The sequence below is a fragment of the Treponema sp. Marseille-Q4132 genome (assembly GCF_014334835.1).
Taxonomy (GTDB): domain Bacteria; phylum Spirochaetota; class Spirochaetia; order Treponematales; family Treponemataceae; genus Treponema_D; species Treponema_D paredis.
The window spans coordinates 2,582,326-2,608,180 of sequence record NZ_CP060591.1; the positions used below are offsets into that span (position 1 = coordinate 2,582,326).

Here is a 25,855-nt window from a genome sequence, read left to right on the forward strand (position 1 = left end):
TGGTAAATTATTAATTAATAAATCGGTTTGCCTCTGTGCATACGCTTTTGACGGTCGCCGTAAGTTGTCCTTTTGCCGGAACGATTTCGAGCTCCGCTCCGACTGCGACGAGCGACGCATCCCGCACGACTTCTCCGCTTGCCGTATCTCTCACCATCGAATAGCCCCGTGCAAAAATTTTTTCCGGGCTTGCGCTTTCGAGGACGTGCGTACACAGGGCGATACGGTGCTTTGCGTCTTTTAATTTTTCATCGATGTTTTGCAGCAGCGCGACTTTTGCGCCGTCAAAGCGTGCAAGAAGCGGCTGTTCGATAGTTCGAAACTGCAGTTCGAGGTTTTCGGGATTGAACGTGCGCACGACGAGTTTCATGTTTTCGACTTTGCGTTTTATTTCCGTATGGAAGGTATCGGCATAGGTTTGCAGCGTGCGAATGATATCGCTTTTGAGCGGAACTGCGGCTTCCGCTGCGGCCGACGGAGTCGGGGCTCGAAAATCGGCTGCGTAATCGGAAAGTGCCCAATCGATTTCGTGTCCGACGGCCGAAATCACCGGTATATCCGATTCATAGACGGCACGTACTACCTCTTCATCGCTGAAGGGAAGCAGATCTTCGAGGGAGCCGCCTCCGCGGCCGACGATGAGCACATCGCAAAGCCTGAAATAATTTGCGGTCTTTATCTGCCTCACGATCGTTTCCGCGGCTCCTTCTCCCTGTACCGTTGCGGGCAAAATGACCGCCGATACGCAGGGGTTCCGCCGCTTCATAATCTGCAGGATATCGCGCAGGGCAGCTCCCGTTGCGCTCGTAACGATGCCGACTGTTTTCGGAAAAAGCGGCAGCGGTTTTTTATGCGCTTCGTCGAATATGCCTTCCGCTGCAAGACGCTTTTTGCGCTCTTCGAGCATCTGTAAAATATTTCCCGCGCCCGCCATTTCCATACGCGAAATGACGAGCTGATATTTGCCGTGCGGCGGGTACACCGTAAGACGTCCGGTACAGCGCACGAGCATACCGTCTTTCGGCGAAAACGAAAGAGAGGGCGTCGCGCTCCGCCACATCGCAGCTCCGAGCTGCGCGCCGGAATCTTTCAGCGTCAAATAGATGTGGCCGGCGCTCGTCAGTTTGCAGTTGGAAATTTCACCTTCGACTACGACGGTGCCGAACGAACCTTCGATCATCTCTTTGATGAGATTTGTGATCTGTGTCACGGAAAAAAACGCGGAGCCGTCTTGTGCCGAATGTGCCATAGCGGTAATTTTATAGTGAATGGAAAGACTGGTCAACGCGTGTGATTGAGGTTTTGCCGACAATAGAATTGAAAGTATTTCGTTGCAGAATCTTTTTTCCGTTTCACTTTGTACGACTTGTCGTCTAAAAAAATAATTTTTCCCCTTTCATTCTCGATTGTTTTACAATGATTTTTTAATTCCAACGGTAATTCCGAATACTATATATAAAACAATGAACGGAAAACTTATTCCTACGACGATAGGAATATTTGAAAAAATTGCCATTTTTAACAATTCGTTTTTCAAAAATACATCCATTCCGATTCCTAAAGCAAAATGAATACACGTCAAAACGACAAATGCCGTCATACATTTAAAAAGCACAGCAAAACATTCTTTTTGTTCGGAATAAAAATCAGCTTCCGCGCCGACTTGCTGCCTTAGCTTTTCCGCTTCATTTTCCGTAATCTCTTTTTCAGTCACTTTATTATCAATATCAAAAAATTTCGTATTCATTGTGTCTGATGAAAATCTGCTGTTTACTTCCGAGATTTCAGCTGTGTTCTTCATAATGAAAAGTGCGATATAGATAATCATAATAAATTGTGAAAACATCACTGAAATTTTCTCATCGGATTCAAGCGGCTGTTGAAACAACCTTACAATAAAAAGATGTTCATCGGATTCTTGTGCTAAAAGCGAAATATGTATCAACTGCACGTAGAGGACTAAAGAAAGTATTGAACAAAATTCTATCCGATTTATCTTTGTTTTTCTATTCCAAATCAAAAAACACACAGTAATTGAAAACAAATAAAATCCTGCCGACAAGATTTCTATCAATAATTTCGGATAAGCAACCGACAAAAGCGATAACGGGAAAATTATAACCAGCGCAATCGCGAACAAAGACTTTAAAATATACAAAAATCGATTCATGGTTTTCCCCTTAAAATATTTTCATAGCAATTTAATCCATTCCTTAAAAGCATCTAACTGCTGCTGATATGAATCCGCAAATAAAAACGACTTGAACTCGTCAGTGTCGAATTTTGTTTGATTTTCAAAATAATAAAACCATTCACAGCAGTTAAATTTATTATATTCATTCCGGCAATTACTTTCTTCAATAAGATGAATTATTTTATTTTCCATTGAAAAAAAAGCCGGAAGAGATCGATATATGTGATCCGGCAGAGACCAATCAATTTTACGTAAACGCTTTCTTACTTCAGAAAGAACTTTTTTATCACAAACGCTTATTGAAGAATTTTGTAGAGGTATGTAGTACCACCCTTTCCGAAAATACAGTTTTTTGCCCAGTTTGCTATTATTTCGATTCCCTTCGATTGCAAGGGAAAGAAAAAATTCTTTTTCACAGCAAGGGCTAAATCCTATAAAGAAATTATTTGATTTGTAAGTATAATAAAAACCGGCGCCATATTCATCTGCCTTTTTGGTTGTACTGTCCCGTTTGTAGGCTATCAGACTTTGGTCTATTTCGCCCAGAAATATTTCTTTTATTGAAAATAGTTCACTAAATAAAGACGGTACAGCGAACAATAATGTTTCCTCACGGGTTAATAATGTCATTTTTATCTCCTTCAGCGGCTGACTGTTTATAAAAAATATAACACAGGCGGCTATCATAGCGTGATAGTGGAAAAGTTGTTTTGAAAAAATAATCGTTTATCAGCGCCTCGTGTGATTGTTTGAATGACAGTATCCAGGGAACGAAAAACTTCCCATCGTTCACGGTTTGTTACGGCTGCGATTTTTGCCGCTGCCAAATCTTCCAACTCCGCCACACGACTTCCTTTCCAGATTTTATCGGCAAGTGAAACTGCGAGTTCTTCAAGCGTTGAGCTTTCCGACCATAAAGCATGAGAGGCGGCAAATTGTGATTTTTCTTCGGAGAAACCGAGAGACCGTAAAAGGCGAAAACCTTCCCGTTCGTGCTTATGTCCTTCTTCCGAAAGTTCGTTAATGTAAACGCTTTTTCCTATGTCGTGACCGGCTGCACCGAATAAAACGAGATCTTTATTGATGTTCAGATTTTTCCACGTACCGTTTATCTTTTCAAGCAATTTATTTGCAACATCGTGAACAAGCAGCGAATGAGCGTATAACCTTGGCGGAACTCCGAGAGTACTGAAAACGGATTCAATCTCATCTGGAAGAGAAAGCAGATTTCGACAATTTATATACTGATATTCCGCCATTCGAATTTTGTCTTAATGAACAGAGAGTTGATTCCCCTGTTAAGATTTACAGATATAGTAACAGGGGAGAATATCAGGCCTCGATAGCGGAAACAAACATTACAAAAACTTTCTTACAGCCTTAACAACACTTGTTACATAATCAGAGCTCCCGTCTTCACCACCTTTGCGAGACGGATGATAGGCATCTATAAGAATCGTATTGTTTTTTTTATAAGCATCAGTATTCCATTGTCCCGAAACTGTACGAATCGGTTTTTCTGTGATTTGTAAGTCTTCTTTAAAAAACTTGAATGTATTACCGAAAATGATTATATCAGGTGTATAAAGCTGAATTTGTTCCAATAAAATATCTTTCCAAATTTGATAGCACTCCCAAAGATGTGCATCCGAACTCACAGTATCGTATGGCATTTTGCTAAGATTTATATATGCAATTTTACTCAGTTCTTTCTTCATCTCAGGATTATCGGAGATATAATCTAAGTCTTTCCAATTCAGATCATTATGTATGGCATAAGTGATTTGTATCATTAACTTCCACATTGCCTCATCTTGCCAAATTTTACTTTTTCGAAGATGTGTTGTAAGCGGCCATCCGCCACCTTTCGGCTTTCCTTTAACTGTAAAGTCATCGTACGGTTCTTTTAATAACCACATAATTTTCGGATTGGATGATAAATAACCTTCAATATCTGGTACACCATCACAAATCGGTTCCCAAAAATTTTCCTTAATCATCCCTTGTTCTTGAGCGCACTGGTATATTTTTGCGTGCATTTTTCTTTGATTTTTCTGTAATTTTTCTATGGTCATATCTTCATTATACCACACATTCTCTATCATATCACGATAGTTGCAAAAAAATAAAAATTATTCGCTATCACCAAATGATAGCGGTTTATGTTATACTAGTTTTATGAAGCGGGAAAACAAAAAACAGCAGACACGGCAGCTGAACAGAAAAATACTTGAACGGATAAATATTATCCATAGAGCAATCAAATCCGGAAGTTATCCCGATAATCTGAAGTTACAGCGGCTTTACTGCGAGACGACAGGCTACAGCAAAGTCGGCGAGGCTACAATTAACCGCGATATCGATATGCTTCGTACTTATTTTCACGCACCTCTGGAATTTGACAGACACAAAGGCGGCTATTATTACAGCAATGCCTTTGAATTCCCTTTGAATGATATTTCCGCAGAGGATGTTTTTTATCTTTCGGCAGCAAAAACATTACTCTCAAGTTTTGAAGGAAGTCCTATTTATAAATCGATTTCCGAAGTTATTGATTTTGTAACGGACACTCAAGGCTTGAGCAAAAGTTCTCTTTTAAAGAGAATCGCCGTTCCTCCCGTCCCGAAAGTCGTAACGAATGAAGATGTTTGGAAAAAAGTTATACGTTCTTTGCAGGAAAACGCAGTTGTCGATTTTGAGTATAGCGGCAGGTGGAATACGAAATCTACACGGCGCCGCGTCGAGCCGTATCAGATTCTTATGGATGAGGGGCTTTGTTTTTTATTCGGCTATGATTTGAATAAAAAGGCCGTGCGTCTTTTCGCCTTGAACAGAATGAAGGACTTTATCGTTACGAATGAGCATTTTGAAATCCCCGATGATTTTGAATTTTCTTCCTATTGCGGCGGCGGAAAGTTCGGTGCTTTTATGTCGGAGGATTCGGTCGATTTTATAATCGATTTTTACGGAGATGCTCGACCGTATGTAAAAGAGCGTCTTTGGGCGGACAATCAGAAACTTACCGATTTTGAAGATGAAGAAAAAACACGGATAGAATTTTCTTCAACGCAAGTCCTGAAAGTTATGGAATGGATTTTAGCGCAGGGAGCGAATGCCGTTCCGCAAACTCCGCAGTGGTTTGCGGCGGATTGGAAAAAGACCGTAAAAGCGATGATGAAAAAGGCGGAAAGCTATATTAATAATTAATAAATTTTCGAAAGGTGATTTTATTCGCGCGCTCATTGTTTGCAGTACATATTGCCTGTGCGGCCGCGTCTATGTGTCGTGCAAACGCTGTGGAAGACGGACTCGTCGTCTGAGAGAATAGGGTTTTTGCGCGGGCTGCGCGGTGTTTTCAAGCTGCATTTGGGGGCAGGGTGCGAGTGCCGGCGGGTGTGTGGGGTAGTGAAAAAAGGTTTGAAAAAAGCGGTAGGAAGTACTTGACACACAAGGGGAAAAAGCGGTAAATTACAAGCTACCCGCGAAAACCGCAGGTGCGCTGTTTGACAGGCAAAGGGAAGGAAAGAAAGCAAGACGCATGCGGAGACACAAAAGTCTCCCGAACTAAACTTAAGCGAGAGCAAAAAGGAAGCGGGGACAAACGAACGAAATTAGACCCGGAGCAATCCGGGAACATAATGATGGAGAGTTTGATCCTGGCTCAGAACGAACGCTGGCGGCGCGTCTTAACCATGCAAGTCGAGCGGCAGGCAGCAATGCCGAGAGCGGCGGACTGGTGAGTAACACGTGGATAACGTACCCCGCTGACCGGGACAGCCTGTAGAAATAGAGGGTGATACCGGATAGATCACTGTTTACGGAAGGTAGACAGCGGGAAAGGAGCTTCGGCTCCGCGACGGGATCGGTCTGCGGCCCATCAGCTAGACGGCGGGGTAATGGCCCGCCGTGGCGAGGACGGGTATCCGGCCTGAGAGGGCGGACGGACACATTGGGACTGAGATACGGCCCAGACTCCTACGGGAGGCAGCAGGTAAGAATATTCCGCAATGGGGGAAACCCTGACGGAGCGACGCCGCGTGAACGAAGAAGGCCGGAAGGTTGTAAAGTTCTTTTCTGTCCGAGGAATAAGTGTTGGAGGAAATGCCGACACGGTGACGGTAGGGCAGGAATAAGCACCGGCTAATTACGTGCCAGCAGCCGCGGTAACACGTAAGGTGCGAGCGTTGTTCGGAATTATTGGGCGTAAAGGGCATGCAGGCGGGTCGCCAAGCTTGGTAAGAAATACCGGGGCTCAACTCCGGAGCTATATTGAGAACTGGCGAGCTAGAGTTGCCGAAGGGTATCCGGAATTCCGTGTGAAGGGGTGAAATCTGTAGATATGCGGAAGAACACCGATGGCGAAGGCAGGATACCGGCGGACGACTGACGCTGAGGTGCGAAGGTGCGGGGAGCAAACAGGATTAGATACCCTGGTAGTCCGCACAGTCAACGATGTACACTGGGCGTGTGCGCAAGAGCGTGCGTGCCGAAGCAAACGCGATAAGTGTACCGCCTGGGGAGTATGCCCGCAAGGGTGAAACTCAAAGGAATTGACGGGGGCCCGCACAAGCGGTGGAGCATGTGGTTTAATTCGATGGTACGCGAGGAACCTTACCTGGGTTTGACATACACAGCGATCATATAGAGATATGTGAGCGTAGCAATACGGCTGTGAACAGGTGCTGCATGGCTGTCGTCAGCTCGTGCCGTGAGGTGTTGGGTTAAGTCCCGCAACGAGCGCAACCCCTACTGCCGGTTACTAACAGGTAGAGCTGAGGACTCAGGCGGAACTGCCTGCGACAAGCAGGAGGAAGGCGGGGACGACGTCAAGTCATCATGGCCCTTATGTCCAGGGCTACACACGTGCTACAATGGCCGCCACAGAGCGGAGCGAAGCCGAGAGGCGGAGCAGAACGCAGAAAAGCGGTCGTAGTCCGGATTGAAGTCTGAAACTCGACTTCATGAAGCTGGAATCGCTAGTAACCGCACATCAGCACGGCGCGGTGAATACGTTCCCGGGCCTTGTACACACCGCCCGTCACACCATCCGAGCAGGGGGTACCCGAAGCCGGCAGTCCAACCGCAAGGGGGACGCTGTCGAAGGTACGCTTTGTGAGGGGGGTGAAGTCGTAACAAGGTAGTCGTACCGGAAGGTGCGGCTGGATCACCTCCTTTTCCAAGGGAAGAGGAGCGCGCAGTGTACGCGCGCAAACCGCATGTGTCAGGCTGTTCGAGCCGTATCGGTTTTTGAACAGTTTTCGCTTTCTTTCTTTCCCTGTGCCCCTTGATCAGTAAGCAAGTGCGGCTATTATCAAATACGGGACAGTAGCTCAGTTGGTTAGAGCACCGCTCTGATAAGGCGGGGGTCAATAGTTCAACTCTATTCTGTCCCAGATTTAAATAAAGGACAGACGTGAGGGGGCTGTCTCAAAAGTCGGTTACTTTTTCGACAGCCCGTCGAGTTTAAAATTAAGTTTTTATATTGTAATGACTTAATTTTAAACGTCGCATAGTACATCAAGGAAGCTGTTCAAAAACTGAAGTTTTTGAACAGCCCCATGCTCTTTGAAAATATAGGGAAGGGAAGAAGGTTTGAGCGTTTGAGCGGTTGGAAGCTTAAAGCGCGGGAAAGAGAATATGGTCAAGCAAGAATAGGTCTGTGGCGGATGCCTGGGAGCTGTCCGGCGAAGAAGGCCGCGGTAAGCTGCGAAAAGCTGCGGGGAGGAGCAAACATCCTTAGATCCGCAGATAGCCGAATGGGGTAACCCGTATGTCGTAAGGCATACACCGCGCGCGGGAAGAAGATACTGCGGCGGAGCGAGACTGCGTGAAGTGAACCATCTAAGTAACGCGGGAAGAGAAATCAAAAGAGATTGCGCAAGTAGCGGCGAGCGAACGCGCAGGAGCCTAAACCCTTTATAGGGTGTTGCAGGGCCGCACGGGGATGACCCGTGGAGTTAGGAAAAAACCGATTTTTAGCAGAAGCGTCTGGAAAGGCGCGCGAGACAGCGTGAAAGCCGCGTAAGCGAAAAGGATCGGACTCCATGGTGCGGTACCTAAGTAGGGCGGGGCACGAGAAACCCAGTCTGAATCCGGGTCGACCACGATCCAAGGCTAAATACGAGACAGCTACCGACAGTGCAGCAGTACCGTGAGGGAAAGGCGAAAAGAACCCCGGTGAGGGGAGTGAAAGAGAACCTGAAACCACAGATCGACAAGATGTCACGGCTCGCAAGAGTTGTGGCGTGTCTTTTGTAGAATAAACCTGCGAGTTGCGTTGCGCGGCGAGGCTAAGGGTTGGAAGATCCGGAGCCGGAGCGAAAGCGAGTGTGAAAAGTGCGAAAAGTCGCGTGACGCAGACCCGAAGCCAAGGTGATCTAATTATGGGCAGGCTGAAGGCAGGGTGAAACCTGTTGGAGGGCCGAACAGTAATCTGTTAAAAAAGGTAGTGATGACCTGTGATTAGGAGTGAAAGGCTAAACAAACCTGGAAATAGCTGGCTCTCCCCGAAATGCCTTTAGGGACAGCCTCATGCAAAGCGGAAGGAGGTAAAGCACCGGATGGGATAGGGGGCGTCACAGTCTACCGACACCAATCGAACTCAGAATGCCATCCGCCAACGCATGGGAGTGAGACTGTGTGCTCCAAGGTTCATAGTCGAGAGGGAAACAGCCCGGACCGTCGGCAAAGGTCCCAAAATAACGCTCAGTGTGAAATGAGGTGCGTCTACACAGACAGCCAGGAGGTTGGCTTAGAAGCAGCCATTCCTTAAAAGAGTGCGTAACAGCTCACTGGTCGAGCAGGCGTGCGCAGACAATGTAACGGGGCTAAGCGTTATACCGAAGCCGCGGGTCCGCATTGTAAGATGCGGGCGGTAGGGGAGCATTGCGCTAACCGGAGAAGGCGTACCTGTGAGGGGCGCTGGAGGAAGCGGAAGAGAGAATGCAGGCACAAGTAACGAAAAGACGGGTGAGATTCCCGTCCGCCGAAAGCCTGAGGATTCCCGGGTAAAGGCAATCTGCCCGGGGTAAGTCGGCCCCTAAGGCGAGGACGAAAGTCGTAGTCGATGGGAAATCGGTTCAAAATCCGATACCCGGCTCAGTTTTGAAGGCAGGACGCATGAGGTGAAATCCGGCAGGAGAACGGTAGTTCCTGTCCAAGCAGTGAGGTGTTGAGAGGGCGGATAAAAGAGCTCTTGAGCTGAGCTGTTACGGGGAGCGGAGCGCAGGCGAAGCGAAGCGGACGTAATCAAGGTGCCGGGAAATACTGTCTAAAGTTAGGCTGAGTCGGACCGTACCGGAAACGGACACACGCAGGCAGGATGAGTAATCTAAGGCGCACGAGCGACCCCGCGTTAAGGAACTCGGCAAAAAGCACACGTAACTTCGGAAGAAGTGTGGCTCACGCTGATAAGGATGTGAGCGGCAGAAAGCAGGCCCAGGCGACTGTTTATCAAAAACACAGCCATCTGCGAACCAGTAATGGGACGTATAGGTGGTGACACCTGCCCGGTACCGGAAGGTTAAGGGGAGGGGTTAGCAGCAATGCGAAGCTCCGAACCGAAGCCCCGGCAAACGGCGGCCGTAACTATAACGGTCCTAAGGTAGCGAAATTCCTTGTCGGGTAAGTTCCGACCCGCACGAATGGTGTAACGATTCTGGGCGCTGTCTCAACGCGGGACTCGGTGAAACTTATATTCCGGTAAAGAAGCCGGATACCCGTAATTAGACGGAAAGACCCCGTGAACCTTCACCGCAGCTTATCACTGGGATTCTATCCGCCATGTGTAGGATAGCCGGGAGGCTATGAAGCGTGCGCGTTAGCGTGCGTGGAGCCGTTGGTGAAATACCGGCCCTGGCGGATGGGATTTCTAACTCCGGTCCGTGAAGCCGGATGGGGGACAGTGATTGGCGGGCGGTTTGACTGGGGCGGTCGCCTCCTAAAGGGTAACGGAGGCGCGCGAAGGTCTCCTCGCGGTGGTTGGAAATCATCGTACGAGTGTAAAGGCACAAGGAGGCTTGACTGCGAGTGAGACATCACGAGCAGGCGCGAAAGCAGGTCTTAGTGATCTGGCGGTTGCAAGTGGAAGCGCCGTCACTTAACGGACAAAAGGTACTCCGGGGATAACAGGCTGATTTTCCCCAAGAGTTCACATCGACGGGAAAGTTTGGCACCTCGATGTCGGCTCATCGCATCCTGGGGCTGGAGCAGGTCCCAAGGGTTTGGCTGTTCGCCAATTAAAGCGGTACGTGAGCTGGGTTCAGAACGTCGCGAGACAGTTCGGTCCCTATCTGTTACGGGCGGAGGATGTTTGAGAGGAGCTGCTTTTAGTACGAGAGGACCGAAGCGGACGAACCTCTGGTATACCGGTTATCCTGCCAAGGGTAAGTGCCGGGTGGCTACGTTCGGAAGGGATAACCGCTGAAAGCATCTAAGCGGGAAGCCCGCCTCAAGATGAGACATCCCTGAGGGTATAACCCTCCTAAAGACCCCGGAGACACTATCCGGTTGATAGGCTGCAGGTGCAGGCACGGCGACGTGCACAGCCGAGCAGTACTAATAGGTCGTGAGGCTTGACCATATTATCGTTCCCGTGCCTATGCGCGAAACACTATACTTACGAGCACATAAAAGCTCGTGTGAAACGACGGCAGGTGATTGAAGGCGTAAAATGTTTTGAGATGCCTGCCCCTTCTTCCTTTTTCTTTTTGTACGGCAATTATTGCCCGGTGGCCATGGCGGGGAGGAAATACCCGTTCCCATTCCGAACACGGAAGTCAAGCTCCCTTGCGCCGATGATACTGCTTATCTAGCGGGAAAGTAGGTAGCTGCCGGGCTCTTTTTTACCCTTTACCTTTAAACCGCTTGACATAAAAATGCAAATAGGGTAAAGTGATAGATATGCCGCTATAGCTCAGTTGGTAGAGCAATGGACTGAAAATCCATGTGTCGTTGGTCCGATTCCAACTGGTGGCATACGAACGGCAGCACGGCTGCCGTTTTTTTTATTCGTGCGGAGGGTTAATATTCCGGCATTCTGCGTCGGGCTTATTGCCGCGCGATCTTACGCATACGGTCGGAACTTTGCACTTAAAACTATATGAAAGACGATAAATCGATTACAGCGGTATTTACGGGCGGCGGTACGGGCGGACACATCTATCCGGGACTTGCCGTCGCGGACGAGCTGCGCAAAAAGGCTGCGGCGCGAGGAGTTGCCGTTACTATCTGCTGGATCGGATCTTCTTCCGGCATGGATAAAACTGTCGTCGAAAAAAACATCGACGAAGAGGGAAGAAAAAGTGCGGACGCATTTTACGGAATTCCTGCAGGAAAACTTCGCCGCTATTTTTCTCTGAAAACCCTTTCCGATACGTTTAAAGTCGTCGGAGGTTTTTTTGCCTCGCTTGCGATTTTAATAAAATTAAAACCCGCCGTTCTTTTTTCCAAAGGCGGTTTTGTGAGCGTCCCGCCGTGCGCGGCTGCAAAGCTGCTCGGCATTCCGGTGTATACGCACGAATGCGATTTTACGCCGGGACTTGCGACGAAAATCAACAGCATCGCGGCAAAGCGTATCCTCGTGTCGTACAAAGAAACCGAAAGATTTTTTAAGGCATCTTACCGCAAAAAGATAATCGTAACGGGGAATCCCGTTAGAGAAGCTTTTTACCGCGCTTCACCCGAACGCGGCCGCGCATTTTTAAATATTTCCGGCAATACAAAGCCCGTTCTCCTCGTACTCGGCGGAAGTTCCGGAGCCGTGCAGATAAACGAACTTGTCAGAGAAAATCTCGACCGCTTGTGTGCGTCATTTTTCGTCGTACATCAGACGGGAGTAAAAAACGCCGACAGCGTCCGGCACGCGGACTACGTGCAGTATCCGTTTTTGTATTCCGAAATGAGCGACGTCATCGCTGCAAGCGATATCGTGCTTTCTCGCGCGGGAGCGAATTCTATTTGGGAATGCGCCGTTTTAAAAAAGCCGCTCGTACTCATCCCGCTTACAGGCTCCGGTACGAGAGGCGATCAGGAAGACAACGCGCGCTATTTTGCGGAGAGGGGTGCGGCTGTCGTGCTTTCGCGGGAAAAAGCGAATTCGGAAGAACTTTTGCGTGCTCTTGAAAAACTTTCATCGAGTGAAGAGCGGCGTCTCATGAGCGAAAACTGCGCCGCTCTTGTCGGAAGCGGAAAGCCTAGTGAAAAGATTGCCGAAATCGTGTATACTGCAATGTTCGGAGGATGATGAGCGATGCCGTATTCCTATGCGCCGGTCGATATCGTTTTTTTATTGATTTTGCTTTTTTTCGTCATAACGGCGGCTTCCCGCGGTTTGATAAAAGAATTTTTCGGTAAAGCAGCCTTTGTCGCAGGCATCGTCGCTGCGGTTTTGTGTACGCCGCTTCTCGAACCCTTTGTCCGCGACGGCATCCGTAACGCGCTCTTGGCAAAAGTCGTTTCGTTTTTATTGATTTTCGTTATCGCCTTTCTCGTCGTAAAGATCATTCAGGAAATCGTGAGCCGTATTTTTTCCGGTGAGATTTTGCAGGGACTCGACCGCGCGCTCGGATTCGTGTTCGGTATCGTCGAAGGGCTTGCCGTCGTTTCCCTCATCATCGTCGCACTCAAAGTACAGCCGTGGTTTGACACCCGTCCGCTCTTCGATTCAAGCATCTTTTACCGTCTGCTCGACGGCATTATCAGAGTTTCGGAAACGAAGCTTCAGGAGCTGCCTGCCTGATGTTTGAAAACATTATCCGACAGGAAGCGTCTTCGCTTCTTGAAAACGACATACGTTCATCGTCCCTTCCGGGCGCTCTTCTTTTTTACGGACCCTCGTCGTCGGGAAAGCTTTCGTGTGCGCTCGAGTGTGCCCGCGTTCTTTCGTGCACGGGAGAAGAAAAAGGCGCGTGGCAATGTACGTGTCCTTCGTGTCTTCGTCATAAAGCGCTCGTTCATCAAAATACGATACTCGCAGGCCCGCGCGACTGCACGCTTGAAATCGCTTCGTGTCTTGCGGTTTTTCTTTCGGCGCACAAAAAGAGCGCGTCCTATGAACGGAGCGCCCGCTATCTTTTTTTGCGCAGTGTGAGAAAATTGACGATGCGCTTTAATCCCGTCGTGCTGCAGGACGACGACAAGCTTTCGAAAATCGCGCCCGTCATCGCTTCCATAGACGAATACATGGAGACGATCGATTTTCCGCACGAATTACCGGACGCAGAAACGCTTGAAAAAACGTGCGGAGAAATACAAAAATTGTGCCGAAAACTCGAATCCGATTTTTTACCGGACGCGATTCCGATCAAACACATACGCGCCGTCTCCGCATGGGCGCATATAAAATCGTCCGAAGGAAAAAAGACGGTCGTTTTGGAAAACGCCGAGCGCATGAACGAAAGCGCGCGGAACGCGCTCTTGAAAATTCTCGAAGAGCCGCCGGAAGACGCGGTTTTTATTTTGACGACGGAAAAACGTTCGTCCGTTATGCCGACGATCCTTTCCCGAGTGAGACCGTATCGATTTCGCGAGCGGACGGAAGCCGAACAGCTTGAAGTCGTGCGCCGCATTTTCCACGACGATGCGTGGAACGGAACTCTCGGCGAATACGTTGAAACTTTTCTTCCCGTCGCTCCCGAAAAAATCAGAGAATATGCGGCATCTTTTTTCAAGAGCATCGCATCGAACGCGATCCCCGACTGCGCAAAGATTTTAAAAGACTGCGCTTCGTTCGAAGTGCGTCTCATGTTCCGTATTTTCCTCGACGGCATCGCGCGCGCGCAAAAGCCGCTTGTAAAAAGCGCTTCGGGCGCCGAAAGTTCGGCAGAATGTATGGCGTCTCTGAGGGAATGTTGGCTCGCCGTTTCCGTCTACAACGAGTCTCCCCTCGCCGCATTGGAAAACCTTACGCGAACGTTTTTTAAAATCAATAAAACGCACGATTTCGTCTTCAAGGCAGCCTATGAGTGATTATTTCAGGCGCGTCAGCGAAAAAATCGCAAAGCTTCCTTCCGAACAGGTAAAAGAATTCCTCGAAGACGTATGCAGCGAAAACGAAATTTTCGATTCGGTTTTGGAGTCTCTTTCGACGGGGCTCGTCATCGTCGATAAAAATTGGAAATTGATTTTGACGAATAAAGCGGCCGAACGCTACGTGCCCTTTTCGATTCGTCCCGACGATCCGAAAGCGGAAAGCATTCCGCTCCCGCGTCTCGTCGACAACGCCGAAATCGCAGATTTTTTAAATGACTGCAGAGAGCACAACCGATCGAACGTTTCCGACGAATTTACGACCGAGACGGCCGGCGGCAGCGTGCGCTTTATCACGCTCACGGTTTTGCCGCTCGTCAAAAAGCGCGAAGTCTCCGGTTCCATCGTTACCGTGCGCGACATCACCGAAAAACGCAACCGGGAGATATTGCTGCGCCGTATGGAAAACCTCGCGGGCTTGACGAACCTCGCGGCGGGCATGGCGCACGAAATCAAAAATCCGCTCGGCGCCATCGGCATTCACGTGCAGCTCGTACAAAAGGCGGTAAAAAAAGCGAGAGAGGGGAGCGGTATGCTGCCCGATAAAAAATTTCTTGAAGCGCACCTCGATACCGTAAACGAAGAGATCGATAACCTCAACAAAAAGGTGATGGACTTTCTCATGGCCGTGCGTCCGGTCAACGCGAAGCTCGAGCTTATCGATATCGGAAAACTTATTAAAGAAACGGCAGCCTTTATTGCGCCCGAATTCCACAACAGCTGCATCACGGTGAGCGTCCGCGTAAGCGAGCGGACGGTGAGACTGCTCATCGACGAAAAACTTTTTAAAGACGTGTTTATCAATATGGCGCAAAACGCTCTTTCGGCGATACAGGAAAAATATTCGGACTGCACGGCGGCAAGATCGGGCGCACAGTGTCCGGGACTCTTTGCCGTCGAAACCTTTGTCAAAGACGACGCTTATATCATAACGATTTCGGACAACGGGATCGGCATGAGCGAAGAAACCGCTTCTCATATCTTCGAGCCTTATTTTACGACGAAAGCGAAGGGGACGGGACTCGGCATGACGATCGCGTATAAAATTATTAAAGAATTTTCAGGCGATATTCAAGTGTCGTCCGTCTCGGGCGAAGGCACCGTTTTCACGATAACGCTTCCCGTGCCGCAGACGGATAGAAAATTGCTCGGCGAACATAAAACGAAACGGATCGAAGACGATTCGGCAAAGATTGCGGACAAGATGGCGAAAAAATGAAATTCACGATCCTTATCATCGACGATGAAAAAAATATCCGCGAAGGGCTCGGCGCCGCTTTCGAAATGGAAGGCTATGAAGTGCGCCTTGCGGCGAACGGAAAAGAAGGGCTCGACCGTATCGCAAAGGGCGACATCGATTTGGTCATCACCGATCTCCGCATGGACGGTATTTCAGGCGAAGAAGTGCTCCGCCGCGTGACGACGGAAACGCCCGGCATACCGGTCATCGTGCTTACGGGACACGGAAGTATCGATGCGGCCGTCGACGCGATGAGAAACGGCGCCTACGATTTTTTGACAAAGCCGCTCAACCTCGACCGGCTTTCGATGCTCGCTAAGCGCGCGCTCGAACGCAGAGAGCTTTCGCTGCAGCATACGCAGCTGAAAGCCGAAGTTTCAAGCGCCCATACGCTCGACAATATGATCGGCAAAAGCGGCGAAATGCAAAAAGTGTTTACGCTTATAAAAAAAGTCGCTCCGACGAAAGCGTCCGTTTTGATAACGGGCGAAAGCGGTGTGGGAAAAGAACTCGTCGCCGATGCGATTCACAATCTTTCTCCGAGAAGCGCTCACGAAATGATAAAAGTGCACTGCGCGGCTTTGAGCGAAACCCTGCTCGAAAGCGAACTGTTCGGCCACGAAAAAGGCGCGTACACCGGAGCCGAAAAAATGCAAAAGGGGCGTTTCGAACTCGCGCACGAAAGCACGATCTTTCTCGATGAAATCGGCGAAGTCAACGCGGGCGTGCAGGTAAAGCTTTTGCGCGTGCTGCAGGATCATAAAATCATGCGTGTCGGCGGAGAAAAAACGATCGACATCGACGTGCGCGTCATCGCCGCGACAAACCGCGATATGGAAAAAGAAGTAAAAGAGGGAAGATTCCGCGAAGATTTGTATTACCGGCTCAACGTCGTACACATAGCCGTGCCTCCGCTTCGCGAACGGCGCGACGATATTCCGCTTTTATTGAATTCATTTTTAAAAGAATATGCAAAGGAAAACGGCAAAAACATCACCGGCATCGATAACCGAGCCCGAGCGCTTTTGTACAAGTACGATTGGCCAGGCAATATCCGAGAGCTCCGCAACTGTATCGAAAGCGCCGTCGTTATGTGCGGCGGAAACGAAATCACTCCGGAAGATTTACCGCCGACGGTGAGCGCATCGATCGCCGCACCTTCGATTACGATACCGGTCGGCACGACGCTTGACGATGCGGAAAAAGCGATCATCTGTGAAAACCTCGCCGCGAATAAGGGAAACAAAAGCAAAACGGCCGACATACTCGGCATAGGCCGGAAAACGCTGCATCGAAAACTGCAGGAATACGGCATAGGGGAAAGCGAAGTTTAAGAGGCTCGTCGTTTTGCGGTGCGTTTAACGGAGCGAATCTTTATACGCGAGTATCGCTTTATACGCTTCGACTATCTCTTCGGTCTTTTTGTGCGCGACGCGCTGCACCGTTTCGTTTTCGGCGTTCGAATCGGGATGAAAAAGCTTGAGTTTTTTGCGGTACGCGCTCCGTATTTCGCTTTCGTCCGCACCCGCTTTTACGCCGAGCGTTTCACAGGCTTTTTTGATATGATCGGGCAGGGCTTCGAAAGGACGCGCCCGCTCGGCTCCGTTTTCGCTTTTGAGCACTTCCCCGATATTTTTTTTATTTTTTGAACGTAAGATATTTTCAATCTTGAGCTTCGTGCCGCCTCTTTGCCCGCCGTGCATTGCCGTACGCAGCGCTTCCGTTTTGTTTTTTGTCCGCTCTCCGCCGTTTGATGCACGAAGCATATCCGCTTCTCCGGATTTGCTCCTCGTTTCGAAACCGTGCGGGCGCTCGTCCGTGCCTGTATTCGTTTCGGCTTTTTTTTCACCGCTTTTCGGGATCTCGCCTTTTTCGAGCGCGGTTTTGAGCAAATCGCCGAGCTTATCGTACATCGAATCCGTCACGAAAAGGAGCCGCCTTAAATCACCGTACCCGAAGGGATGACCGCACCTTTTCTTATGACGATGATGCCGTCTGCGCAATAAAACAAGCCGTGGTCGCCTTCTTCGTACTGATTTCCGCTTACGTTGATGGAGCAGTTGTCGCCGATGTGTACGTCTTTATCGATTATGGTGCGCGCGATGCGGCAGTTTTTTCCGATGCCGAGATCAGGTATATTGTGTTCGGCATTCCAGCGTTTGGACGCTTCGGTTTCGTAGGCATCGGCGCCCATCATGATCACGCCGTCGAGCGTGCTTCCCGTTTCGATGATCGATCGGATGCCGATGACGCAGTGATTGAGGCGGCTTTCGGTGATGATACATCCTTCCGCTGTGATCGAAGCGTTTATGTCGGCTTTATTGATTTTCGACGGCGGAAGGTTCGAAATATGCGTATAAATCGGCTCGTTTTCGTCGTAGATGTTGAACTGCGGAGTCGTTTCGGTCAAATTGATATTCGCTTCGTAAAAACTGCCGATCGTTCCGATATCTTCCCAATAGCCGTCGAAGATGTACGAATTGATTTTTTTCGTTTTTATCGCTGCGGGAATTATCTCTTTTCCGAAATCGGTCATATCGTTGTCGAGCATTTCATCCATGACGGGAGCGTTGAAGATATAGATACCCATCGACGCGAGGTATTCTTTTTCCGGCGGCAGCTTGCCGCGCGAACTTTCGGGAATTTTCCAGTCGTCGATATTCATGTCCCGTGCGGGCTTTTCCATGAATTCCGTGATGCGGTTTTCGCCGTCTATCTTCATAATGCCGAAGCCCGACGCGTCGCTCCGGTTTACGGCCGTTGTCGCGATTGTCACGTCGGCGCCGCTTTCGAGGTGGGATGTCATAAAAGCGCGCAAGTCCATGCGGTACAGCTGATCGCCTGAAAGGATGATATAGTGCGTCGGTTTTTGCGGTTTGAAGTGCGGGAAATTTTTCCGCACCGCGTCGGCGGTTCCTTCGTACCAGCCGGTGTGTTCGAGCGTCTGTTCGGCGGCCAGTATTTCGACAAAGCCGTGTGAAAAGCGGTCGAAATTGTACGAATTGCTTATGTGCATGTGCAGCGAAAACGAATTGAACTGCGTGAGCAGGTATATTTTTTTATAACCCGAATTGATGCAGTTTGAAATCGGCACGTCGACGATGCGGAATTTTCCGCCGAACGGAACGGCCGGTTTTGAGCGGACTTTTGTGAGCGGAAAAAGCCGTGTTCCCTTTCCGCCGCCGAGAATGATTGAAAGAACGCATAAATCTTTTTCTTTATCCGGCATGGTAATTCCCCTTTTTTGTATTTCAGTATAAAGCATGACTGCGTATTTTGCAAATTATTTTTGCTAAACACGGCGTTTTTCTTCGCCGATACAATAAAGAGAGGATATTTATGATACGCGGTTGGTATATAGGCGCAAGCGGCATGAACGGCGAGCAGAACAGACTCGATGCGATTTCGAACAATCTTGCAAACGTGGATACGACGGGCTACAAACGAGATGTCCGTGTGAGCAAATCGTTTTCGGAACTCCTTTTACGGCGGACGAACGCCGACGGTGTTTACGAAACGCCCTTCGGCAGCGCGGATGCCGCTCCGATTATCGGAAAGCTCGGACTCGGTATCGAAACGAACGAACAGTTTACCGATTTCGAACAGGGTTCATTTAAAACGACTGGTACGAAAACCGATTTTGCGCTCGGCGGCAAGGGATTTTTTACCGTGCAGACGCCGATCGGCGAGCGCTATACGCGGAACGGAAACTTTTTTATCGGTAAAGAGCGCATCCTCGAAACGAAAGACGGCTATCCCGTTATGGGCGAAAAAGGCATCATCACGCTTGAAAACGATCGGTTTACCGTGCGGGAAGACGGGAAGATAATCGACGAAGAGGGCAACGAAATCGACAGACTGAAAATCGTACGCTTCGACAACGAGCGCTATTTGAAAAAGATGGGAGAGAGCCTGTACAACACGAACGATATCGCAGGTCCCGCCTATATCGCCGAAGGAAACGAAAGACCGCGAGTTTTGCAGGAATACGTTGAAACGTCGAACGTCAACGTCGTCAACGAAATGGTGCGGATGATCGAAGTGAACCGCGCCTACGAAGCGAATCAAAAGACGATTCAAAGCGAAGACTCGATGATGGAAACACTGTGGTCGCGCGTCGCGCTCTATCAGCACGGATAAAGGGCTGTCTCAAAAGTCGGTTACTTTTTCGACAGCCTGTCGAGTTTAAAATTAAGTCTTTATATTGTAACGACTTAATTTTAAACGTCGCATAGTACATCAAGGAAGCTGGCCAAAAACTGAAGTTTTTGGCCAGGCTCTGCTGGAAACTTCGGTTTTTAGAAGTTCGTAAATATCGATTTTGCCGATACTGCAGGTTTCCGGTGAAAAGTAAAAGCCTTAGGCAAAAAAAGCGAGGACGATATGGTCAGAAGTTTATGGACGGCTGCGACGGGTATGAACGGTCAGCAGACGAATATCGATGCGATTTCTCACAACCTTTCAAACGTCAATACGACCGGCTACAAACAGCAGCGTGTCGAATTCGAAGATTTGATATATCAAACGGCAAAGCTCGCAGGTACGCCCGCGACCGAAGACACGGTGACGCCCGTCGGCATCCAGCAGGGACACGGCGTCAGAGTCGGCGCGACGCAGCGCATCATGCACCAGGGATCGCTCCAGCACACCGGAGTTTCCACAGACGTCGCCATCGTCGGAGACGGATTTTTCCGTGTGCAAAAATACGACGGCAGCTACGCCTATACGAGAGACGGTTCGTTTCAAGTCGATTCGACCGGCCAGCTCCTCACATCCGACGGTAACCGCGTTATGCCGGAAATCATTTTACCGGAAGGCTACGACGTGCAGACCCTCGTCATCAGTCAGGACGGAAGGGTCGGCGTAAAGATAAACGGAGAGACGGAGCCGACGGAAGTAGGACAGCTCGAACTCTACCGCTTTCCGAACGAAATCGGACTCGAAGCCGACGGCGACAACCTCTTTAAAGTGTCGAACGCGTCGGGCGCTCCGATCGCGAGCCGCCCGGGCTTTGAGGGTATGGGAAAACTCGAACACAAATTCCTCGAAATGAGCAACGTATCCGTCGTCAACGAAATGGTCGCGATGATCGTCGCGCAGAGAGCGTACGAGTTTAACAGCAAAGCGATTCAAACGTCCGACACTATGCTCGGCACTGCGGTGAGCTTAAAGCGCTAAACCGCGCACTTGAACGAGCGCGGAGCGCGAAGTTCCCCGAGCAAACGGCAGTGTTGCTGCCGGGAATGTAGTTGATTTTTTATGTTACACGTTATTTTTAGAAAATAGCGCGTCTCATGCGTAAGCCATTGGATATCCGTGATGGGTTACGTATGAGAAATGTATACATAAAAAAGAAGCGTATATACATAAAAAAAGGCGGAACGCGAGGCAGCGGCAATGCCGCCGAGCCGCTCAGACCGAGTTTAAACTGGGCGCTAAAATAGCGCGTCCAGTTTAACTCCAAGTTTGCGAAGCAAACTTGTGTATATGCGTGTGCGCTTACGCGCACGAGTGCGGTATTTTCGAAAATTGACATTTTCTGCAATACCGCACTATGAGGAATGGCAAGCAAAATTTCGAAGAAATTTTGCGCAGTCCGATTCCGATTACGGTCTGCCGCGGTGAACGGCAGTGCTGTTGCCGGGAGTGTAGCCGATTTTTTACGTTACACGTTATTTTTAGAGGATAGTATGTCTCATGCGTAAGACGTGGGATATTCGTACTTTGCGCAAAAGTTTTTTGGAGGAACGATAAAAAGCGGTGTCTAAGATATCGCCGCCGCTTTTTATCTCGAGTTTGCAAGGCAAACTCGACTATTCGACGTGTGCGCTTGTGCGCACATCAAAAAACTTTTTCGAAAACTGAAGTTTTCTGCAAAAGTTTTTTTGGAGGGAAAATGAAAATAAGCAGCGTCAACTCGTCGTTATTGAATGGAACGGAAACGATGCAAAAAGTGCGGGAAGCGGGCGAGGGTGCTTCTTTTTCCGATTTGGTAAAACGCATACGCTCATCCGAAAATTTCAAAGGCGGGGGATCCGTTTCATCGGCAAACGTTATTCAAGACGGGCGGTTGAACGGAGACTTCGCTTCCGGTTTTGCGAATACGTTTACGAGCGAAAGCGATAAAAAAGCGCTTCCCGTAGGAGCCGCGGCAAACGGCGCGGGCGTTCATGCAAAAAGCGCGACGATCGACAGGACGAGCAAACTCTACGAAAAATCGCTCGAACTCGAATCCTACATCGTTAAAATCATGGTATCGTCGATGCGCAGTACCGTTACGAAAACCTCTCTTTTCGGCGGCGACAGTTTCGCTTCGCAAATGTACGAAGATATGATGTACGACGAATACGCGACACAGCTTACGAAAAACGCCGGTTTCGGTTTGGCGGATCAAGTATACTTGCAGCTCAACGTACAAGCGTAATTTTTTCATTTTACACTCTTGAAATCCAAATATTCTTCCGGATCCAAAATTCCTTCACCTTCCTTAAACAACATCCATTTATCGTTGATGAGCACTTGCCAATAGCCGTTGTCAGGAAACGGTTCGATTTTTTCGCATAGTGCATTTAAAATAATTTTTCCTTTTGAATTGATAAAACCGTATTTTTCGTTACTCGTATCAAAATAAACCAAGTAATCGAATTCGCTGTTCGTCGAAAATATGTTGATGTTATTGACTAAAGAATAATTAATGTTTAATTTCAATGATTCTTTTGTTTTTATATTGTGTAATATCCAATAGTCGGAATTATGTTCAATCATCCATAATGCAACAACTGAATCCGTTATCGGTACTATATAATTATATTTTTGTTCAAGAATCCAATTATTATTCAAATCCAGCAGCCCAAATTCCGCTTTCTTTTCCCAAACCGGATCTTTACACGTTTTTGAAGCTGTTGCGTAACCTTGTTTCCTGTACTCTAAATAAGAATATTCACATGGTATTAACAGATTTCCTTCCGTATCGATAAGTCCGTATGATTTGGATAATCCGTAGGTAGTTGACTGTTCATCTTTCATTGCAACTTTTGCATAACCGTTAAAAAAGTTATAACAGTCATCATAATAATTATTATTCGGTAGGTATGAATTCTTAATGATATTAAAATATGTCATTTTTCCGTTTTTGTTGATAATTGCAAAATCACCGAACATAGTAACAATTCCGTTTCGGTTTATTATATTTCCGTTTTTATCTATTACATAAGAATAATCATTTTTATTATCATAAGTTGAATATATTCCATATCCGTAAAAACTTTCATAAACTTCCGGAAGTTCGAATTCCGTATAAGTTTTTCCTGTGCAATCTATTGCAATGTTTGCAGAATAATTTTTCTGTAAATAGCTGAAACCGCCGATAAAAGGAGGAATAATTCCTTCCCCGTATAGAAGAACATTCTTATCTTCGTCAAAAATACCCGAGTATCTTTTGCCTGTTTTACCGTCTGTCATGCTGAATCTTGTGACATTATTGTTTGCTTTTATGATAGGATGCCGTATTGGACTCTTACTGCATGAGAATATGCAGAAATTGAATAATAATATGACGATTAATAGCTTATTTTTTTCCCCATACGTCCGGCCGATTCTTGGAGATACAACCTTATCAGAGGTATAGTGTGAAAAATCTATTAATCCATCATCTCTAACATATATAACGACCATATACGGATCTATAACTCTTCCTTTTTTAACGTTTCATTCCATTTTTTCGTAATCCATTCCCAAGCCCTGCTGCAAGTTGTATCAAATTATACCGGTCGTCGGTAAGTTTTCCGTCTTTATGTGCTTGTTCAATTACACCGAGTGTAATCTTTTCCGGATTTTTTGTCCACTTCGTTATGATATTCTTTTATTGCATTTTTAATTTTCAAATCTCCGTAAAGTTCAAGTTTTTCAAGAGACTTTTCAATCAGTTCCGGATTTGTGTTTTTATTCATGTCCGATTTCCCGCATTGTGCGTTTTTTGCGCTTGTGCTAAAATAGCGCCATGTCATCGATTTCTCTTCCGAAAGATTTTACCGGCGTTCGCGTTCACTTCGTCGGCATCAAAGGCACCGGTATGGCCGCCCTCGTCGAAATCCTCAAAAAACGCGGCGCCCTTATAACCGGAAGCGATGTTGCGGAAAGGTTTTACACCGACGCTGTCCTCGAAAAGCTCGGTATACGCGCCCAAGCGTTTTCGAAAAAAAACATCACAGGCGATATCGATTATGTCATCTATTCGTCGGCATACGATCCCGAAAAAAATCCCGACTTGATCGAAGCGCGCTCTCGCAGCATACCCTGTCTTTTATACACCGAAGCGCTCGGGGAAGTTTCCGCGCAGTCTTACAGCGCCGCCGTTTCGGGCGTCCACGGTAAAACAAGTACGACCGGAATTGTCGGAACGATTTTCGAAGAAACGGATATCCCCGTGCAAGTGCTTGCGGGCTCCTCCATCGCCTCTTTCGGCGAAAGCTGTACGATGACGACGAAAACTTACGACATAAAAAAAGCGCGCAATTATTTTGTCGCGGAAACCTGCGAATACCGACGCCACTTTATGTCTTTCCATCCTCAAAAGATAATTTTGACGAGCGTCGAAAGCGATCATCAGGATTATTATCCGACCTATGAAGACATAAAAAACGCCTTTATCGATTTTATCTGCAAGCTGCCCACAGGCGGCACTCTCATCTATTGTGCGGACGACAGGGGCGCCGTCGAAGCGGCCGAAGCGGCATATAAAAAGAGGGGCGATATCGAAATGATCCCCTACGGCGAGCGCGCGCAAGGCGATTACCGCTTGACGATCGGCAAAACCGAAAACGAAGCGCAGCATTTTTCGATCGGTTTTTTGGGAAAAGCTTCTCTGTGCGTTCCCGGAAAACACGAAGTGCTCGACGCGTGTGCGGCTTCCGCCCTCGTGCGGGAAATTATTAAAAGCGACGGAAAAGATCCCGATCTCTACCGCGAGCGAATCGTACGCGGTCTTGCAAATTTCCGCGGCGGAAAGCGGCGGAGCGAAGTTATCGGAAAAGCGTTCGCGGGCAAAAACTCCGTCGTCTTTATCGACGATTACGGTCATCATCCGACGGCGATCAAAACGACGCTCAAAGGTTTCCGCGAATTTTACGGCGGCAGAAAAATCATCGTCGATTTTATGTCGCACACCTATACGCGCACTGCATCTCTTCTCGAAGAATTCGCTTCGGCTTTTTCCGATGCCGACGAAGTGATCCTGCATAAAATATACGCTTCCGCTCGTGAAAGCGCCGAAGGGAGAACCGTTACCGGAAAAACGCTTTTCGAAAAAACAAAAGCGCATCACGGAAACGTTCATTATTTTGAAGAAGTGCTCGATGCGAAAGACTTTGCGCTTTCAGAATTGGCAAAACCGCTTTCAGCCGATTTTCCGAACGGCTGTCTTTTCGTAACGATGGGAGCGGGCGACAACTGGAAACTCGGCACCGCTCTTTTTGCCGCGTGCAAGGATGCGCTATGACGAGCATGACGGGCTATGCCTACAGCGAAGCGGATAGCGGAGACGCTTCCGTTTCGGTCGAAATAAAATCCGTAAACGCGCGGTTTTCCGATGTGACGATAAACCTCCCGCAGTATTTAAATCGGCTCGAAAAACGTTTCCGTGAAGCGATCGCCGAAAAAGTTGTGCGCGGAAAAGTCGATGTCTTTATCCGCATAAAAGAGACGAATGCCGACTGTACCGTTACCGCCGACATTCCCGCCGCAAAATTTTATGCCGAAGCGATTTCGACGATTGCGTCAGCTGTCGGTGTACAAAAGGATGATCTCCTTTCCATTGTCGTTTCGCAGCCCGGCGTGCTCAAAACCGAAATGAGCTATGACATGGAAAAATATCGGAATATGATTTTTCCGGTTTTTACCGAAGCTCTCGAATCTTTTTGCAATGACCGAAAGCGTGAAGGCCAAAGCCTCGCCTGCGACATAGAAGAAAAACTTAAAACGCTTTTCCATGCCGCGGATTTTTTTAAAAAGCGGCAGGGTGAAATGGAGTCTCTTTTTAAAAAGCAGATTGTGCAAAAATTCAACGAGCTTTTGGGGAACGCTGTCGATGAGCAGCGCATCATGACCGAAACCGCCGCCATGATCGTAAAATATACGATAAACGAAGAAGTCGTCCGCCTGCAAAGTCATCTCGAAGCGCTGAAAAACGAAATGCTGACAAACGCCGCGCCCGGTAAAAAAATCGATTTTTTGTGTCAGGAAATAAACCGTGAAATCAATACGATCGGCAGTAAAAGCCAGTTCGCCGACGTCAGCGCACAAGTGATCGCCGCAAAAGACGCCCTCGAAAACATACGCGAGCAGGCTCGAAACGTCGAATAAATTAATAATAATCGATAAAAAGAAAATATAAGGAA

General features: G+C 48.1%; 20 protein-coding genes, 2 tRNA genes and 3 rRNA genes. 16 read left to right on the plus strand and 9 right to left on the minus strand.

The features are described from left to right. Positions 1–10 precede the first annotated feature (10 nt). The 5 genes from xseA to H9I35_RS11725 all read right to left on the minus strand — a co-directional run bounded on the left by xseA (position 11) and on the right by H9I35_RS11725 (position 4,269). Positions 11–1,249, minus strand: a complete 1,239-nt coding sequence (xseA, locus tag H9I35_RS11705) for an exodeoxyribonuclease VII large subunit (protein ID WP_187419532.1) — start codon at positions 1,247–1,249, stop codon at positions 11–13. Positions 1,250–1,411: 162 nt separating this feature from the next. Then, positions 1,412–2,170 carry an FHIPEP family type III secretion protein gene (locus H9I35_RS11710; RefSeq protein WP_187419533.1) on the minus strand — a complete coding sequence of 253 codons (759 nt, stop codon included), beginning with the start codon at positions 2,168–2,170 and terminating at the stop codon, positions 1,412–1,414. A 21-nt stretch (positions 2,171–2,191) separates the two neighbouring features. Beyond that, positions 2,192–2,824, minus strand: a complete 633-nt coding sequence (locus H9I35_RS11715; protein WP_187419534.1) for a hypothetical protein — start codon at positions 2,822–2,824, stop codon at positions 2,192–2,194. A gap of 53 nt (positions 2,825–2,877) precedes the next feature. After that, positions 2,878–3,453 (minus strand): HD domain-containing protein, encoded by a 576-nt coding sequence (locus H9I35_RS11720; protein ID WP_187419535.1) that lies wholly within the window; start codon positions 3,451–3,453, stop codon positions 2,878–2,880. A 99-nt stretch (positions 3,454–3,552) separates the two neighbouring features. After that, positions 3,553–4,269, minus strand: coding sequence for a hypothetical protein (locus H9I35_RS11725; RefSeq protein ID WP_187419536.1), 717 nt, complete (start codon positions 4,267–4,269; stop codon positions 3,553–3,555). Positions 4,270–4,372: 103 nt separating this feature from the next. On the opposite strand from H9I35_RS11725, the gene H9I35_RS11730 reads away from it, so the two are divergent. The 11 genes from H9I35_RS11730 to H9I35_RS11780 all read left to right on the plus strand — a co-directional run bounded on the left by H9I35_RS11730 (position 4,373) and on the right by H9I35_RS11780 (position 16,795). Then, entirely contained in the window at positions 4,373–5,401 is a 1,029-nt protein-coding gene (locus tag H9I35_RS11730; protein ID WP_187419537.1) for a helix-turn-helix transcriptional regulator, read from the plus strand. A 431-nt stretch (positions 5,402–5,832) separates the two neighbouring features. Further along, positions 5,833–7,369: ribosomal RNA gene (locus H9I35_RS11735) — 16S ribosomal RNA — on the plus strand. Positions 7,370–7,513: 144 nt separating this feature from the next. Further along, positions 7,514–7,587 (plus strand) — tRNA-Ile (locus H9I35_RS11740). Between the two features lie 246 nt (positions 7,588–7,833). Further along, a 23S ribosomal RNA gene (locus H9I35_RS11745) occupies positions 7,834–10,775 on the plus strand. 144 nt (positions 10,776–10,919) lie between these two features. After that, positions 10,920–11,031 (plus strand): 5S ribosomal RNA (rrf, locus tag H9I35_RS11750). Together the 16S, 23S and 5S rRNA genes with 2 tRNA genes alongside form the textbook arrangement of a ribosomal RNA operon. Positions 11,032–11,097: 66 nt before the next feature. After that, positions 11,098–11,170: transfer RNA gene (locus H9I35_RS11755), tRNA-Phe, on the plus strand. A gap of 124 nt (positions 11,171–11,294) precedes the next feature. Further along, complete coding sequence (murG, locus tag H9I35_RS11760; RefSeq protein ID WP_187419538.1) at positions 11,295–12,437, plus strand: undecaprenyldiphospho-muramoylpentapeptide beta-N-acetylglucosaminyltransferase; 1,143 nt, start codon at positions 11,295–11,297, stop codon at positions 12,435–12,437. Between the two features lie 6 nt (positions 12,438–12,443). Continuing rightward, the gene (locus H9I35_RS11765) at positions 12,444–12,932 is read left to right on the plus strand and encodes a CvpA family protein (protein ID WP_187419539.1); all 489 of its coding nucleotides are present in this window, start codon (positions 12,444–12,446) and stop codon (positions 12,930–12,932) included. Further along, positions 12,932–14,161 (plus strand): DNA polymerase III, encoded by a 1,230-nt coding sequence (locus H9I35_RS11770; RefSeq protein ID WP_187419540.1) that lies wholly within the window; start codon positions 12,932–12,934, stop codon positions 14,159–14,161. Before H9I35_RS11765 ends, H9I35_RS11770 begins: the two co-directional genes overlap by 1 nt. Continuing rightward, positions 14,154–15,440, plus strand: a complete 1,287-nt coding sequence (locus tag H9I35_RS11775) for a two-component system sensor histidine kinase NtrB (RefSeq protein ID WP_187419541.1) — start codon at positions 14,154–14,156, stop codon at positions 15,438–15,440. Before H9I35_RS11770 ends, H9I35_RS11775 begins: the two co-directional genes overlap by 8 nt. Then, entirely contained in the window at positions 15,437–16,795 is a 1,359-nt protein-coding gene (locus H9I35_RS11780) for a sigma-54-dependent transcriptional regulator (protein WP_187419542.1), read from the plus strand. The genes H9I35_RS11775 and H9I35_RS11780 overlap by 4 nt, the downstream gene beginning before the upstream one ends. A gap of 24 nt (positions 16,796–16,819) precedes the next feature. On the opposite strand, the gene H9I35_RS11785 is transcribed toward H9I35_RS11780, so the two are convergent. Both H9I35_RS11785 and H9I35_RS11790 read right to left on the minus strand, forming a co-directional pair. Continuing rightward, entirely contained in the window at positions 16,820–17,386 is a 567-nt protein-coding gene (locus H9I35_RS11785; protein ID WP_187419543.1) for a DnaJ domain-containing protein, read from the minus strand. Between the two features lie 14 nt (positions 17,387–17,400). Beyond that, the gene (locus tag H9I35_RS11790) at positions 17,401–18,690 is read right to left on the minus strand and encodes a glucose-1-phosphate adenylyltransferase (protein ID WP_187419544.1); all 1,290 of its coding nucleotides are present in this window, start codon (positions 18,688–18,690) and stop codon (positions 17,401–17,403) included. Positions 18,691–18,800: 110 nt separating this feature from the next. Between H9I35_RS11790 and flgF the strand changes: the two genes are divergently transcribed. From flgF to H9I35_RS11805, 3 genes are all read left to right on the plus strand, one after another. Then, a complete protein-coding gene (flgF, locus tag H9I35_RS11795) occupies positions 18,801–19,601 on the plus strand; it encodes a flagellar basal-body rod protein FlgF (protein WP_187419545.1) in 801 nt (266 codons plus the stop codon). Between the two features lie 243 nt (positions 19,602–19,844). Further along, on the plus strand, positions 19,845–20,639 hold the full coding sequence (gene flgG, locus H9I35_RS11800; RefSeq protein ID WP_016520395.1) for a flagellar basal-body rod protein FlgG: 795 nt from the start codon (positions 19,845–19,847) through the stop codon (positions 20,637–20,639). A gap of 718 nt (positions 20,640–21,357) precedes the next feature. After that, positions 21,358–21,885, plus strand: coding sequence for a rod-binding protein (locus H9I35_RS11805; protein WP_187419546.1), 528 nt, complete (start codon positions 21,358–21,360; stop codon positions 21,883–21,885). Positions 21,886–21,890: 5 nt separating this feature from the next. Here the strand turns inward: H9I35_RS11805 and H9I35_RS11810 are convergent, their stop codons facing one another. Beyond that, positions 21,891–23,135 carry a WG repeat-containing protein gene (locus H9I35_RS11810; RefSeq protein ID WP_187419547.1) on the minus strand — a complete coding sequence of 415 codons (1,245 nt, stop codon included), beginning with the start codon at positions 23,133–23,135 and terminating at the stop codon, positions 21,891–21,893. Between the two features lie 128 nt (positions 23,136–23,263). Next, positions 23,264–23,410, minus strand: a complete 147-nt coding sequence (locus H9I35_RS11815; RefSeq protein WP_187419548.1) for a hypothetical protein — start codon at positions 23,408–23,410, stop codon at positions 23,264–23,266. 50 nt (positions 23,411–23,460) lie between these two features. On the opposite strand from H9I35_RS11815, the gene murC reads away from it, so the two are divergent. Both murC and H9I35_RS11825 read left to right on the plus strand, forming a co-directional pair. After that, a complete protein-coding gene (murC, locus tag H9I35_RS11820; protein WP_187419549.1) occupies positions 23,461–24,957 on the plus strand; it encodes a UDP-N-acetylmuramate--L-alanine ligase in 1,497 nt (498 codons plus the stop codon). Beyond that, positions 24,954–25,820 (plus strand): YicC/YloC family endoribonuclease, encoded by an 867-nt coding sequence (locus tag H9I35_RS11825; RefSeq protein WP_187419550.1) that lies wholly within the window; start codon positions 24,954–24,956, stop codon positions 25,818–25,820. The genes murC and H9I35_RS11825 overlap by 4 nt, the downstream gene beginning before the upstream one ends. Positions 25,821–25,855: the final 35 nt, after the last annotated feature.